Source organism: Thermophagus sp. OGC60D27, from assembly GCF_052400625.1.
Taxonomy (GTDB): Bacteria; Bacteroidota; Bacteroidia; order Bacteroidales; family Marinilabiliaceae; genus Thermophagus.
The window spans coordinates 88,786-104,735 of sequence record NZ_JBQTGH010000010.1; the positions used below are offsets into that span (position 1 = coordinate 88,786).

Annotated in this window: 9 protein-coding genes; 7 read left to right on the forward strand and 2 right to left on the reverse strand. The window is 39.5% G+C overall.

The genetic code is table 11. The annotated features are described in order from the left end of the window. Positions 1-33 precede the first annotated feature (33 nt). Both ACT29H_RS13030 and ACT29H_RS13035 read right to left on the reverse strand, forming a co-directional pair. Positions 34-1,161: a hypothetical protein gene (locus tag ACT29H_RS13030; protein WP_444822077.1), complete on the reverse strand. Its 1,128-nt coding sequence runs from the start codon at positions 1,159-1,161 to the stop codon at positions 34-36. A gap of 110 nt (positions 1,162-1,271) precedes the next feature. Further along, entirely contained in the window at positions 1,272-2,810 is a 1,539-nt protein-coding gene (locus ACT29H_RS13035; protein WP_444822078.1) for a glycosyl hydrolase family 28 protein, read from the reverse strand. 682 nt (positions 2,811-3,492) lie between these two features. On the opposite strand from ACT29H_RS13035, the gene ACT29H_RS13040 reads away from it, so the two are divergent. The 7 genes from ACT29H_RS13040 to ACT29H_RS13070 all read left to right on the forward strand — a co-directional run bounded on the left by ACT29H_RS13040 (position 3,493) and on the right by ACT29H_RS13070 (position 15,924). Continuing rightward, positions 3,493-4,950: an arylsulfatase gene (locus ACT29H_RS13040; protein WP_444822079.1), complete on the forward strand. Its 1,458-nt coding sequence runs from the start codon at positions 3,493-3,495 to the stop codon at positions 4,948-4,950. Between the two features lie 68 nt (positions 4,951-5,018). Continuing rightward, positions 5,019-6,815, forward strand: coding sequence for an SLC5 family protein (locus ACT29H_RS13045; RefSeq protein WP_444822080.1), 1,797 nt, complete (start codon positions 5,019-5,021; stop codon positions 6,813-6,815). Between the two features lie 350 nt (positions 6,816-7,165). After that, a complete protein-coding gene (locus ACT29H_RS13050) occupies positions 7,166-8,818 on the forward strand; it encodes a sulfatase (protein ID WP_444822081.1) in 1,653 nt (550 codons plus the stop codon). Positions 8,819-8,844: 26 nt separating this feature from the next. Further along, positions 8,845-10,683: a glycoside hydrolase family 2 protein gene (locus tag ACT29H_RS13055; protein WP_444822082.1), complete on the forward strand. Its 1,839-nt coding sequence runs from the start codon at positions 8,845-8,847 to the stop codon at positions 10,681-10,683. 11 nt (positions 10,684-10,694) lie between these two features. Next, entirely contained in the window at positions 10,695-12,269 is a 1,575-nt protein-coding gene (locus ACT29H_RS13060; protein WP_444822083.1) for a sulfatase family protein, read from the forward strand. A 5-nt stretch (positions 12,270-12,274) separates the two neighbouring features. Further along, entirely contained in the window at positions 12,275-13,795 is a 1,521-nt protein-coding gene (locus tag ACT29H_RS13065; protein WP_444822084.1) for a sulfatase, read from the forward strand. Continuing rightward, the gene (locus tag ACT29H_RS13070) at positions 13,792-15,924 is read left to right on the forward strand and encodes a sulfatase-like hydrolase/transferase (RefSeq protein WP_444822085.1); all 2,133 of its coding nucleotides are present in this window, start codon (positions 13,792-13,794) and stop codon (positions 15,922-15,924) included. Before ACT29H_RS13065 ends, ACT29H_RS13070 begins: the two co-directional genes overlap by 4 nt. The last annotated feature ends 26 nt before the right edge of the window (positions 15,925-15,950 follow it).

The window sequence follows — 15,950 nt, forward strand, 5'->3', positions numbered from 1 at the left end:
GTTTAATAAAATTTCTTAAATGGTTGTTTTGTATTACCACCCACAACCAGATATATTATCAACTCTTCCAATGGATATGTTTCCTGCTTTAATATCCAGATTTTTAGGGGTTTCATTTATACATCCATTCCCGGCCTTTAATTCGGGAGCATTGAGCCAGATGTCTGATGAGACATTGAAGGTGACGTTAATCAGGGAATTTGGAGATTTTAGCAAGAATAGGGGCAGTGAATAATTATTTTGAATTTTCTGAAAGTTGTGATAGATGGCCTTGATATCTTCGATGAAAATGTTTCTGATAATCAGGCCTGAATCCAGAGAAGCAGAGAATAATGCCAGATTTGAGTATTCTGTGTTCTCAATCTCGATCAAAACGTTACTCAAAAAATGATTTGATTCCGTGATTCCGTCTCCCCATCCCAATTGAAATGGTGCTCCGTTTTTGTTGTGCATGATGGTGACATTTTCGACCCTTGTATCTCTGTAAAGTTTAATAGCGTCATCCCAAGTGTCTATTTTGGAGTTTTTGATGATGGAGCCTTCTCCTCCTCCAAAGCCGTCAGAGTTACTGTGAAAATCCGGTTTGGAACGAGTGTTTACAATGTGGATGTTATCAGCAATTATAGGTGAAGAAAACGAAGTGATTGCATACGTTCTGGCATTTTCAATGCGTAAATTTTTAATAAAAATAGTGTCTTCCGCAGTTGTCTTAGTTGTTGAAATTGCTCCAAATTTCCATTTTTCGCAATCATGTGCCCGGTCATCTCCATGTGCTCCACCTTTGCAGGATGAATTTGGATGTTCTTGTTTGTTTTTTCCTAATGCCCAGTTGGCAGTGTTGGTTCCGAATATCCGGGAGGTTTCACGGTCTTTCCCTATGATTTCGATGGAGCCTTGCACTCTGAATCCTCCATTAATCGTTACACCCTTGTTTATTGTGATGGTTTTTATGCAGGTTGGTACTGTCCAGTAAAAACCATGAAGGTCGTTGTCAATATTGTTTTTAGAAGAGAAGGAAGAAGTTTTTAAAAAAATGAATTTTCCATTTTCTGGATCCCATTCAATATTTTTTAAATCTACTCCTTCCGGGATATTCAGTTTATTCTTTATGTCATTAAGACTGTCAAAAGAACCATGATGTAGCCTTTCCTTGCTTGACATAAACATTTTCTTACTTTCAGAAAAATGACAACTGTTCAGCCAAAAGAACAAGAATAAAGAAAGACAAAAGAGAATGTTTTTAATAGTCATTTCGGGGAAGTTTTAGAAATTTATTGCTTTTGGTCATAAGCATTTATATCGCTTACAAATTCATTACTTGAAATTCCGGTTTCATCAAGATTCTTCACTACCCCGTTGTTGGCCTTAATGTTTCGGAATGAAACCTTGGTTATGTTGCTTTTTTGACTAAAGCCATATAAGGATTTTCCAATTTCACTCTTATTTACATTCAGTTGAATATTTTCAAAGGTTAAATTTTTGATGCTTCCGCCTCCGGCCCCCTGATAGCCTTCATCTCTTACAAGGAGACTTACCAGGTTTCCATGATTTAAATAACAGTTTCTGATTTTAATGTTACTGAAGATGGCTGAACCTCCATGCATTGAAGCAATAAATGCCTTGTTTGTAGGGCTTAGGCTATAGCAATTTTCGATTGTCACATCTTTGCAATAATCCTGACCGTTCCAAGTCAGCATAATATCTGCTCCGTTGTTGTGCAATCCCCAGAATATCATGTTTTTGATATTTATGTTTGCAACCGGAGTTCCTGATAGTTTATTGGTTCCATCCCATAAAATATCCCCTGTGCCTTCAGAGGCATCAAACAATCCAGTGATGCAAACTCTGTCGTCATTGGCTGTTACAAAGCAATCTTCAAGGGTAATATTTCTACCATAAGTGTGAAATCCATCGTTGTTATGTTCTCCAAAACCGAGTAGCTTAACGTTTTTAACCTTTACATCATCGCAATCCGCAAATTCCATCTGATATCCTGGACTGTTTATTACGGCAATTCCGTTGACTTCAATGTTTTTGCATCTTCCAAAGTGAAAACCCATCCAGTCGGAATCCCATTCCTGCTCGAGTCTTGGTTCCGTTTCTTCGGCATGCCTGACAAAAGCCTGAGAAAAAAGCCCTCTGCCAAGAATTCTAATATTTTCCTTATCAAGCACTTTTACGGTGCCTTTAACTACGGCTCCTCCTGAAACATATAATGTATTGATTCCATTGGTAAAAGGATCCCATGCTTGTCCCACTTCATGTATCCCGGGTTCCATAAATAATACATTCGGGTCGTTTTTGTCCGGAATCATGGTTTCAGGGGCTTCTGCACTAATAATAAAAAACTGCCATTCATTTTTTAGTTTAGCTTTTACCAGAAATTTCCGGGGAGTATCAATGGTTAGCATTATAGATGAATCAGATGCAAGTGCTTTGGAGGGAATGTTGGGCAATATTTCCCAATCTTCAATTTCAGAGCTGGTTCTTATGGCTATTTTTGCCTGACCGGAAAAAGAGAAATTACAAAATGATACTCCCTTGTAAGATGGCGAATCAGTCATTGTTCCTGCATCACCATACCATTCATGCTCTTCCCGTGTTTCAAAACCTCTGTATACAAAGGCATTCTTGTTGTTTACTTCTAAAGAAAAGAATGGAGATCTTTCCAATCCATCTACAGTTTCCAGGTTTTTTATTTTAGGATAAACGATTGTTTTATTTTTACTGATTTTACTCGAGTTGTAGTCACAGCTAATGCATGTTGAGGCTGCAATACATGTTATTAATGCGATGGTTTTCCAAGTCATATTCATATAAGTTCTAGATGATTCAATTTTTTTGGTTGGTTTTCTTTCTCCAGTTAGGAAGGGTAATGGTAATTTACTGCCTGGAGTTTAAAACAAAAATATGGAAGGGACTTTGCATTTATTGATTCGTTTGTACGCACTCTTTGTTTTGTTGTGAGTTTATTCTTCTAAAAATGTACTTCTCAATAAAAGAAAACTCCGCTATTAATTGCTTTAAGGCCTTTGGTGAAAAAAGGTATTGGAGTTCCGGTTTTGCCAGATTGGATGCCAGTATTTCGAGTGCTGAAGTACAATAGAGCAAAGCAAAAGTTTACAGAGGTCATTCCTGTCTTTTTTCAACTTATATATTTGTTTTTACAATTATTAAGACCTGTTTTCCTGCTTAGGAAGCAACGATAATGAAGGGTAAGAATGTTGAACGCGAATAATATGAATCGATGTAGATTGTTTTGAATTCTTCTACTCAAAAAGGAGCTGTAAAGAATGTGAATTTTAACTTTCTAAATTACTTAGGATCAGTCTGTGACTTTTTTATGAGAAGAGGATGTTAGAAATTTATTGAGCGTTCCATTTTTCAAATGGAGATAAATAATAAACATATAAAGATGTGTTTCCTCTTCAAGGGGAAGGCATACAAGAGTGAAGGGAGTTACCTAAATAAAGGAAAATAAAACAATTAACAATGAAACGTACACTATTGGGATTTTTGGGCATTCTTCTGATTTCGGGAGTATGCTTTTGGGGGTGTTCCTCCGTGGAGAAAGAGGTGGAGTCACCCAATGTCATATTCGTCCTTGTTGACGATATGGGCTTTGGAGATTTGAGCAAATATGGTCAAACCGAATTTACTACTCCGAATTTGGACAAAATGGCAGATGAAAGTCTGGTGTTTAATGATTTTTATTGTGGGAATACAGTTTGTGGCCCATCCCGGGCAGCCTTACTTACCGGGAAACACAACGGTCATAATTCGGTGAGGGGAAACAGTCCTGCTCAGTTGATTGGGGATGATGAATTTACTATGGCTGATGTATTTAAGGAAGCAGGTTATCGAACCGGTTGTATTGGTAAATGGGGTATAGGCCATCCACCACCGGTAGATGATCCGGCAAGGAAAGGATTCGATTATTTTTATGGATATGTTAACATGTGGCATGCCCATAATTTCTATCCTGAGTTTCTTTATAAGAATGGTGAAAAAGTTTTTCTTGATAACAAGCTGAAAGAGGTTGATGGGAAAAATCCCTGGGCTGATTATCCGGAAGGAACCGGAGTTGCTGAAGTTAGAAATGAGTATGCACCTGACTTGTTTAGTGTTGAGGCTTCAGAATTTCTTGAAAGAAATAAGAATGATAAGTTCTTTCTTTATTATGCTTTAAATATCCCTCATGCTAACAATGAAGCGAAACCTAATGGAATGGAAGTGCCGGAATGGGGCCGATTTGCCAGTAAGGAATGGCCAGATCCGGAAAAGGGATTTGCTTCAGTAATGACCTATATTGATAACTATATGGGGATTCTTTTTCAAAAACTTGAAGATTTAGGAATTGCAGAAAACACTGTTGTTGTTTTTTGTAGTGACAATGGGCCCCATCAGGAAGGTGGGCATAAAATGAATTTCTTTGACAGTAACGGCCCCTACAGAGGTATGAAGAGGGATTTATATGAAGGTGGAATTAAGACCCCTTGTTTTGTTCGTTGGCCGGAGGTTATTAAAGAAGGCAGGGAGACCAATCATCAAGCTGCTTTTTGGGATGTTTTACCCACCTTCTGTGATATTGCAGGTGTTGAAAAGCCAATTGGGATTGATGGTATTTCATTCTATCCCACATTGATGGGACAGGAAGAGCAGCAAAAAAAACATGATTATTTATACTGGGAGTTTTATGAAGGAGGCGGTAAACAGGCTGTCCTAAGTGGCGATTGGAAATATGTAAAGTTGAATGTACGAGACTCTTCTAAACCTGTAATTGGAGAGTTGTATAACCTCGCCAATGACATAGGGGAAGAAAATAATGTTGCAGAAAACTATCCTGAAATTGTGGAACAAATGGAACTGTATCTTAGAGAAGCACATACTCCATTTGATGCAATTTCCTTATTTGAAGAGGATGGTGCAGATACAGAAACTCCTTTTTAAAATTAATTATTGAATATAGATAATTCTCTGCCTCATGTTGGGGCAGAGAATGAATTGTAATATGTATTATGGAACTACATTGGTTAGATTATTTAGCATTTTTCTCTTATTTTGCCTTGTTAAGTTTGATAGGGTATTTGGCTGGTCGTCAGAAAAATGTGGTAGCAGCTGACTATTTTTTGGCTGGCAAATCTCTCCCCTGGTATGTTGTGGGAAGCTCTTATATTGCCGCCAACATCAGTACTGAGCATTTTTTGGGTATGATAGGTGCTGCTGTTCTTTATGGTATAGTGGTGGCCACCCCTGAGTGGAGTACAATCATCGCCTTTACTTTTCTTATCTGGTTGTTTATTCCTTTTTTGCTTACCTCAAAAGTTTATACTACACCCGAGTTTCTGGAACGGCGTTTCAATTCCAAGATGCGCTTTATTTTTGCACTGATTACACTCTTTGCCAATGTTACTGCCTTTATGGCACCTGTAATTTACGGTGGAGGATTAATTGTTGAGGAAGCTTTGGGGTTTAATGAGCTTTTCGGGTTAAATGAAGTCGCTATTAAAGCAGGTGCACAGACCGACTGGGGTTTGTTTTTCTCTATATTTCTTATTGCAATAACTGCTGGTCTTTGGGCCATTTGGGGCGGATTAAAATCCGTTGCCTGGATGGATGTTTTAACTATCTTAATAATGGTAGTAGGAGGTTTGGTGGTGACCATTTTGGGGCTCATAGAGTTGGGAGCAGGCGATGGGATTTTCAGTGGTTTTGCAAAGATGGTAGAAGCCAATAAAGGAGAGCTTGGATGGGCCAGTGACTGGATTAGTCAAAATGTAACAAACATACTGAACGGATCTGAATCAGGGGATTACTACAACAGGATGTCGGTGCTTCAACCTATTAATCATGATACAACACCATGGACTCACTGGGTCTTTTCATTCTTTTATCTGGGATTATGGTATACAGCCATTAATCAGCATATGATTCAGAAAGTGTTTGCTGCCAAAGATATGTACAATGCTCGCATGGGGATGGTTTTTGCTTCTTTCCTGAAGTTATTGTTGCCATTTATCGTCGTCGTTCCCGGTCTGATATTTTTCGCAATGAAGCCAGACTTTCTGTTTTCAGGTAGCTGGGACTTGATGAGTGAAGAAGCCAACAAAACCTATATACTGATGATTGGGAATCTTGTTCCGGTTTTTCTTGTAGGTTTTCTTTTGGCCGCCCTTTTTGGGGCAATACAAAGTACTGTTAGCTCTGTTCTTAATTCCACATCTACCATTTTTACGATTGATTTTTACAAAGAGTACATAAATCCAAAGGTTTCTGAAAAGCAAGAAATTCGGGTTGGAAGAATGGCAGGAACTGTTATACTATTGATTTGCATTGTTTTAGCTATTGTGTTGACTTTTGCCAAAATCAACATATTCGTCTATGTTCAGGAGATGTATACTTTTATTGGACCTCCATTTTCTGCGATCTTTCTGGCTGGAATGCTGTGGAAAAGGATCAATGGTAGAGATGCTGTAATTGCCGTGGTTGCAGGATTGGCTCTTTCAATAATTATTAAGTTTTTGGTTTTTTTCCCACTTGCGGATTCTACGTCAGCATTTGCCAGTTTTATTAAACCCTTTGCCAACCAGGGGTTAATTGTTTGGGGTTTTACATCGGCTGTTGTGTTGATTATGGGAGCTATTACTCCTCCGGCGGATGAGAAAAATGTAGGAGAAGGCCTGGTCTTTAATTTTAGAAAGATCAATCTTGGAGGAGGCCTTGGGAAAAAATGGTATAACAGCGTTTTGCTATGGTGGGGCCTGGGCTTTGCTATGATGATCGCTTTTATGCTAATCTTTTCAGTCTTTGTATGAAATAGTTCTTTTGTTTCTTGATTGCCCCTTGCCCCATGAGATTAGAGGCATTAGTATTGAACTGGTTATTTATATGCCTCTAATCTTTTTTGCTTTTAGAGTTATAAAACTTGAAATAAAGGACAATTTAATCTTTAGGCTTTTGGAATTGGATGAGTGTCAAACAGGCCTGGAGTAAAAGACTGCTTTTCATAATTCTGGCAAATGAGTTGGTGTACTTGGTTCAGTTACAATAGTTGCATCTGATCTATGTTTTCTTATTCAAATGGAAATTAATGACTCTTTCTCTATGTATTGCAAATAAGGCCAGAATTTTTTTTAACATCATTTCTTAGATTTAGATCATAATTATGAAACGGAATATTTTTCTATCATTACTTCTTATCGTTTTTGTTTTTGCCCTTCAGGGTAGTTCATTTTTGAAAGAAAAAAAAACCGGTACAGATGAAATGAATATTTTATTCATTACGGTTGAGGATTGGAATGCTAAAGCCATTGGGACTTATGGTAATTCAATTGTAAAAACTCCAAATGTGGATCGTCTTGCCCAAAGAGGAATTCAGTTTAATCGTGCTTATGCCCAGGGTGTTGTATGTAATCCATCCAGAGCTTCCTTTACAACGGGTCTGCGTCCTGATGCAACCGGGGTTTATGGAAATCCGGATGATTGTGATAATTATATCGGATGGAATGATCCAAACATGGCCGGTTTGTTAAAACAAAACGGCGCCCATACCGCACAAACCGGTAAATTGATGCATAAGTGGAGACATTCGTTCAATGTGATCAATCATTTTGATCAGATTGAAATGGAAAAACCATTTGTTACCCAAGATGGAAATGTGATTGATATGGAGCCGGACAGGGGACCGTTTGATGGTATTCAAAAGTACACGCATGTTATACCTCATATTCTGGATAGTGCTCCCGAACGCGATTGGGTTTGGGTGCCTGATGAAAAGCACGATTCCATGCTTGTGAAACTTCAGAAAGAAAAAGAAGCCAGACTGGCACGGGGAGAACCAAATACCTGGAGTTTACGGAAACCTTTTCAGCAATATCATGCAGAAATGATTGGTAATGTTGGTTTAGAGGATAAGTACACCGAAGATGGGATCGTGACCCGATTGGCAGAGAAAATGATAGGAGATTTTGCAAGGAGCCAGAAGCAGTTTTTTCTCAATGTTGGTTTGTATGCTCCTCATACACCATTGTTAGCACCGGAGAAATATGTTGCCCTTTACGATACTGCAGATATTTCAATTAGCGAGGTAACCCGGGATAAGGATCAGGGAGTCCCCAATATTGCAGTGAGAAAGGGCAATAACTACGATATTTTTAATGGGATGTATGATCAGTTTAAACCTACTCTGCAAAGGCAAAAAGAGGCGATTGCAGCTTACTACGGAACAAGCTCTTTTATTGATGCTCAGGTTGGGAGACTATTAAATGCTCTGGAAGAGAATGGCATATCGGAAAATACCATTGTAGTGTTAATTGCTGATCATGGTTTTCATCTGGGAGAACATGGTTGTTGGAGCAAATATACTCTTTTTGAAGAAACCATCCGAGTGCCTTTTATTGTTTATGTTCCCGGAGCAAAAGGGAATGGAACTCAGAGTGACGAAATTGTTGAGCTTGTGGATCTGCTCCCCACTTTCTGTGATTTATGGAATATTGAGAGGGATAACCGGTTGGAAGGTATTAGTTTCAAACCACTTCTTGAGAATCCTGAAAAAGAGTGGAAAAAAGCTGCTTTTTCGATGGCACCGGCTCCCTTATATGGAAGAACTGTTCGTACCAAACGATACAGGTATTGCGAATATCTTACTTCTTATGAATTTCCGAATGAAAATTCACCTGTTGCAATAGAGTTGTATGACCATCAGACTGATCCCAATGAGCAGATAAATCTTGCAGGAAAAGAAGAATACGAAGCTGTTGAAGCCGAGTTGAGGGAAATGCTATATGAAGGATGGAGATCCGCATTACCTGCTGAATGAGTTATGATTTTACAAAAAGAGATACTATGAAAATACGGATTATAAACATGAGGGTAATTGTACCCTTGATTGTTTTTCTCTTTAGCGGTATGCTTAAGGCTCAGAAGTGGGAGATGGCAGAAGTGCCCTTGTCCACAAAATGGGGCCATGAATTGACTCCTGAGAATGTTTATAAAGAATATCCCAGACCTATAATGAAAAGGGCCGGATGGTTGAATCTTAATGGTATTTGGCAGTTCCAACCGATTGAAGAGGGAGATGAAATAGCTGTTGGCGATCATCTGGACGGAGAAATTTTGGTTCCATTTCCTTGGGAGTCTGCTCTCTCCGGTGTCAGGAAGCAGTTTGACAGTCAAAGGGCTTGTTATAAAAGGTTCTTTGAAATTCCTAAAGAGTGGAGAGGTCAAAATGTGATTTTGCATTTTGGAGCAGTTGACTGGGAGGCAAAAGTTATTCTGAATGGTTCGGTAGTTGGAATTCATCGGGGAGGGTATGACGCTTTTAGTTTTGATGTTACGGGTTTTTTAAGGAATAAGGGGAAGCAGGAGCTTATTGTTGAAGTGTTTGATCCTTCCAACTCAGAACCCATAGCAGCAGGGAAGCAGAATGAGAAAAGATTTAATGACCCGCAAAGGTTTGTATATGCTCCTTCTTCCGGGATTTGGCAAACTGTCTGGTTGGAACCTGTAGCTAAAACCCACATTAAGAATTTTCATGCAGTTCCTGATATTGATAAAGAATCTCTTGAACTTCAAGTGGAAGTTGAAAACTTTATGGATGGTTATTCTATAGAAGTTAATGCACTAGAAGGAGATCAGAATGTTGCTCGTTATGCTGGCACTTCTTTAAATGAGATTGCCTTAAAAATCGAAAATCCCAGGCTTTGGTCTCCTGACGATCCATTTTTGTATGACTTGAGTTTGGTAGTTAAAGACTCTGTAGGGCAGGTGGTAGATTCCGTTATGTCTTATTTTGGTATGCGGAAAATTTCTTTAAAGAAGGAGTTTGGTATGCAACGCATCTTTCTCAACAATGAATATCTCTTTCAAATGGGGCCACTGGATCAGGGCTATTGGCCCGATGGTTTGTATACAGCCCCCAGTGATGAAGCAATGCAATGGGAAATAAGGAATATGAAAGAATGGGGATTTAATATGGTGCGGAAACATATAAAGGTGGAGCCCCAGAGATGGTATTACCATTGTGATAAAGAGGGTATCCTGGTATGGCAGGATATGCCGGGGACTTTTCAGGAACGGGATGAAATGGATAAGATCCAGTTTGAAGCTGAGTTGCAGAAAATGGTGAAAAGCCACTGGAATCATCCTTCCATTATTAACTGGGTTGTTTTTAATGAACATTGGGGAGTGTATGATGTAGAACGCAATACCAAAAATGTAATGGCATTGGATCCCTCACGTCTGGTTACCGGCAATACCGGTATTGATGCAGGGAAGCCCAGTGTTGATTTTGAGGTCGGGCATATTAAAAGTAATCACTCCTACAGACCGCCTAATGTAGCCTTGGTTAGTGCTCAAAGAGCTACTGTATGCGGCGAGTATGGTGCTATAGGCTATAATATAGATGGCCATATTTGGGATGAAGACGGGCCATGGGTGCACTACAATTATGAGGGGAAAGAAGCCGCTACCGCTGAGTATGAGCGATTTGTTGATATGATTCTTGGCTTTCAGGCTAAAGGGTTGAATGCAGCAGTGTATACGCAGTGGACAGATGTCGAAAATGAAATGAATGGTTTGTTCACGTACGACAGGAAAGTGGAGAAGTTAGATAAAACGCGTGTTACTAAAGCTAACAAATCGACCTGGGAATCGCAGGTTAAGATTGAATTAAAAAATAAATAAAATCACTAGTTATGAAATCTTTCATGAAATACTGGTTGAAGTCATCAATGATTTTGATGGCTTTGAGCGGACTAATAGTCCTGAATTCCTGTTCTTCACCTGATGAACAAGGTGATCAGGCACCAAGCAAAAAGCCCAATGTATTGTGGTTCTTTGTTGAAGATATTAATCCATGGTTAAAATGTTACGGTCATGATTTAAGTAGTACTCCAAATATTGATCGTCTTGTGGAAAACGGAGTGGTTTTTGAGAATGCTTTTGCAGCAGCTCCGGTGTGTTCGCCTGCCCGGTCATCTATTATTACCGGGGTCATGGCAACCACCTTGGGAACTCACCAGCACCATAGTGCCAGAACGGTTGAAGCTGCCCATTATCTTCCCGATAGTGTAACAACTGTTCCTGAATTATTCCGCGAAGCTGGCTATTATACCTACAATAATGGTAAAGACGATTACAACTTTACCTATAACCGCCAAAAATTATATTCGGGAGATATTGAAACCTTCTTTTGGTATACACTTGGAGGAGGTGGTCATTGGCGGGATTCATTGCGTCAGGAAGATCAGCCTTTCTTTGGGCAAATTCAGATTACAGGAGGGAAATATGCCCTTCCACACCCCTCTAGTGTTGCGAAGTATGAGGCAACATTAAAGAAGTCAGAACGAGTCAGTCCGAATGATATTGATATTCCCCCCTATTTCCCTGATCATCCGATGATCCGTAAAGAATGGGCCCTCCATTATGATGCTATTAAAATGGTGGATTATGATGTAGAACGGGTTTTGAAACAACTCGAAGAGGATGGAGAATTGGAGAATACTGTAATATTCTTCTTTTCCGATCATGGCTTTGAAGGCTTGAGGCACAAACAGTTTTGTTACGAAGGAGGTATTCATATACCATTTATCGTATCTTATTTCGGAGATGATCCTGAGATAAAAAAGCAAATCAAAAAAGGTACCAGACGTGGCGATTTGATAAGTGCTATTGATGTTACAGCTACCAGCCTGGCCATTGCCGGATTGGAAGTGCCCGAATTTATGGAAAGTCGCAACGTGTTTGCGAAGGATTTTCATCGTGATTTTGTGGTTTCAACACGTGATCGATGTGATTTTACCATTGACCGAATTCGAAGCATTAGAACAAAACAATACAAATACATCAGAAATTTTCATCCTGAGAGATCTTATATGCAACCTAATTATCGGGATTCAAGACCCATTTTTAAGATGCTGAAGAATATGTATGAAACCGGTCAGTTGAATGATGTTCAGGCAAAATACTGGGAGCCAACCAAACCCAAAGAAGAGTTGTATGATATTGCAGCTGATCCACATGAGATAAATAACCTTGCTGCGGATCCTCAGTACGCTGAAGTTTTGAAAGACTTGAGGGGAAAGTTGGATAAATGGATTCTGGAAACAGATGACAAAGGGCAGTATCCGGAAAAAGTGGAAGATTTAAGATTTATATATGAGAGATGGTTGGATCGCTGTGTAAACCCGGAATTTGATTATGTGAAAGCGAATCCAAGAAATCAGACTCCCGGATGGATCAGGGATCTGCTTAACTATCCTGAAAATTAATAGGCATGGATTTTAGCAAAACAGGCAGAAAAGGCTTCTTGATTATTGGAGGCCTTTTCATTGGAATGCTCTTTTCCAAATGTTCTTCTATCGGTGAGGAAACAGAGAAAAAGGTTATAACGTTTGATGAAAAAACTAATATTGTTCTTATTGCAGTGGATGATATGAATAATTGGGTTGGGGCATTAGGAGGTAATGCTAAAACACCCAATATTGATCAACTGGCAAAGGAAGGAAGGCTTTTTACAAATTCACATTGTGTTGTTCCTGCCTGTAATCCTTCCCGTGTTGCTCTTTTTTCCGGTATGAGACCCGAAACTACCGGGCAGTACACCAATCAGGGGAATTTCCGAGAGCGACAGGGGGGCGAGGATATAATAACACTTCCCCAAAGGCTGCGCCAGGAGGGTTATGTTGCTGTTGCGGCTGGAAAGTTATTCCATCATCCCCGGGGCACAAAGGAAGAACCGGCCGAACTTTCCGATGACATGTCCTGGGATTTTCAATGGAAAGGCAATGTTGGAACTCCCGGGCATAAATTGTTCTTGAATGAAGATGGTTTTGCTAGTTGGCTGGAAGGTGCGGAAAAGCCTTTTGTTGAAGGAGAATATCAGAACAGCGGAATGAAATATATCTGCCGCTTTGGTGTATGGGGAGGAATTCCTCAGGCTAAGGAAGCTTGTGGTGATTGGAAAATTGCCGAATTTGGTGCTGACTTTTTGAAAAAGGATCATAAAAATCCGTTCTTTTTAGGATTAGGCTTTTTCCGTCCCCACTCACCGCAAATTGTACCTCAGGAGTTTATTGATATGTATCCACTGGATGAAATTGAACTTCCTGAATTGCCTGAGGATGACATGAGAGATATTCCAGAAGCGGGGCAGGTCAATTGGTCAAGTCCTTTTGTGAAATTAGTCAAAGAAAAAGGCCAGCTCAAAAAGGCTGTACAAGGATATCTGGCGAGTTGTTCCTTTGCTGATGCCTGTATCGGACAGTTCATGGGTGCCCTAGATAATAGTCCGTATAAAGATAATACTATAGTAATTTTAGTTACGGATCACGGTTTTCAAACAGGACATAAAAACCGCTGGGAGAAGTTTTCTCTTTGGCGTCAGGCCACTCAAATTCCAATGATAATAAGACTTCCGGAGAATACAATTCAACCCGGTGAAACCGATGTCGCGGTTTCTATTTTGGATATTTATCCTACCGTTCTTGATCTTCTTGATTTGGATATTCCAAAAAGTATGGAGGGACATTCATTAGAGCCACTATTGATTAATCCCAAAGCATCCCGGAAACAGCCTGCTATTATAACCTGGGAACAAGGCAGTCATTCGGTGGTGCTTGATAACTGGAATTATATCCACTATCAGAATGGAGAAGAGGAACTTTATGACCGTAATGCAGATCCCGATGAGTTTATAAACCTTGCCGGCAAGCCTGAATACCGGGAATTAATGGATGAATTAAAGACCTGGCTTCCTCAGGAGTCTATTCCTCAAAATAAAAAAAACCAGTCATGAAAAGAATCAGTTCAAACCTTGTGCTTTTTTCCTTATTGTTTCTTGTTGGTTTTTCAATCAAAGGGCAGGAAAAAAAGAATATTCTATTTTTGATGGCCGATGATTTTAACTATTGGACCAGTAAGGATGGTTACTATCCGGCAGCAGAAACACCAAATCTTGATGCACTTGCTGATAAAGGTGTTTTTTTTAATGACGCTCATTGTGCCTCTCCTGTTTGTAATCCCTCCAGAAATGCCATGCTATCAGGATTTCGCCCCTCTACTACCGGAATTTCAACTAACGGAGGTGGTTTCGTTCGTCATAAAGAAGGTTTTGAAAACATTGTAACCTTGCATCAGTATTTTATGGATAACGGGTATTTTACTCATGCGGCAGGTAAGATCTGGCATCCAGGAACTATGGGGGATGAAGAAACAGATCCTACTCATTGGGATTCATTGGATAAAAGTAATTCCGGATGTAATGGTGGGGACATTAACCGGTTTTTTCTTACGACAAAAAGTAACTATGGTTGGAGTGCCAATGAACGGGTCATGAATGAGAATAATTGTGGCGATTATCATTTGGCCATGAACACCGCCCGATTAATTGAAGGATATGATACATCAGAAAATAAGGATAAACCCTTTTTTATTGCCTGTGGCGTTTTCAGACCGCATATGGCATGGCATAGTCCTTTAAGTTTTTGGGAAGAATTTGACCGTGCAGATATGGTAGTTCCCAAAGGTTATAATAATGAGGCGGGTAATGATATTCATCAGGAGATTGTTGATAACGATAAGTGGATGGAAGCCATTCATGCTTACCTGGCTTCTTGCAAATTGGCAGATTACAACGTTGGCGTAATGCTGGATGCCCTGGAAAACAGTCCTTATAAAGATAATACCATTGTGGTATTTATGGGGGATCACGGTTGGCACCTGGGTGAAAAAGGTCACTGGGGTAAATTTAGTACATGGGATGAAGCCAATCATACCACCATGATCATTTATGATCCTTCGGCAGAAGGAAATGGGCAGGTATGTGAAAAGGTTGTAAGTATGCAGGATATCTATCCTACTTTAGTGGAGCTTTCCGGACTGGCTCCTAAAACGGATATTGAAGGACGTAGTCTTACCCCTTTGCTTGAAGATCCCTCAAGACGGGATTGGGATTGGCCCGTAATGATGACATATGCAGGTATAGACTATATTAAAACTAATGAGTACAGATTAGTGAAAGATGGAAACAATAGTCGGCTGTATGATATGAAAGCTGATCCTTATGAATGGAATAACCTTTATGGTCAAAGCCAATATGGAAACCTCGTGCAGAAGCTCAGTGCACAAATTGATAGTATGAAGAAAATCGGACAAGAGCTAAAAGAGAAACTTTTAAAGAACAACTCTTTTGAACCTAACGCCTTATCTATTCCGGGAATTATTGAAGCAGAGGACTATGATGAAGGTGCTAACGGACTTACTTATTATGACCTGACAAAAGGAAATGCAGGCGGTGTTTACAGGGATGATAATGTAGATATTGAAATCACGGATGATTCAAACGGGGCTTACCATGTTACTTCCATGAATGAAGGAGAATGGCTTCAATATACTATTCAGGACTTTGATAAAGGAAAATATGAATTGAAGGCCAGGGTTCGCAATTCGAATTCGAATAGCGTGATTTTGAAGTTTTTTGATGGTGAGCAATGTATTGCGCAAACCGTTGTTCCCGGAAATACCAATGGATGGATCGATGCATCGTTTAGGGGACTTTCTATTGACTCAGATCATTTTTTGAGATTCAGGATTATGGCTGATTCCTATGGAGTTGATTTGAACTATCTCAAATTTGTTGCTTTTGATGACAGCAATCCGGTTTTTACTATTAAAGATGATGGTTCCCCCAGATTTTTAGTGTCTAATGTAATATGTGATAGTGCTCTTCAGTTGAACTTGACCTATTCGAGCCCGGTAGTTAAGATGGAAATATTTGATTCAAAAGGGGTAAAGGTAGATCAGGATCTGTTAACCGGTGAAGTTTATACTACCTATAATTTGAATCCAGGACTTTCAAACGGAGTTTACTTTGCTAAGTTTTATGATGCAAAAGGTGCCGTTGTTGAGAAATTCCTAATCAGATAAAATAGGTTTGTTGGTGCTTATAGGTC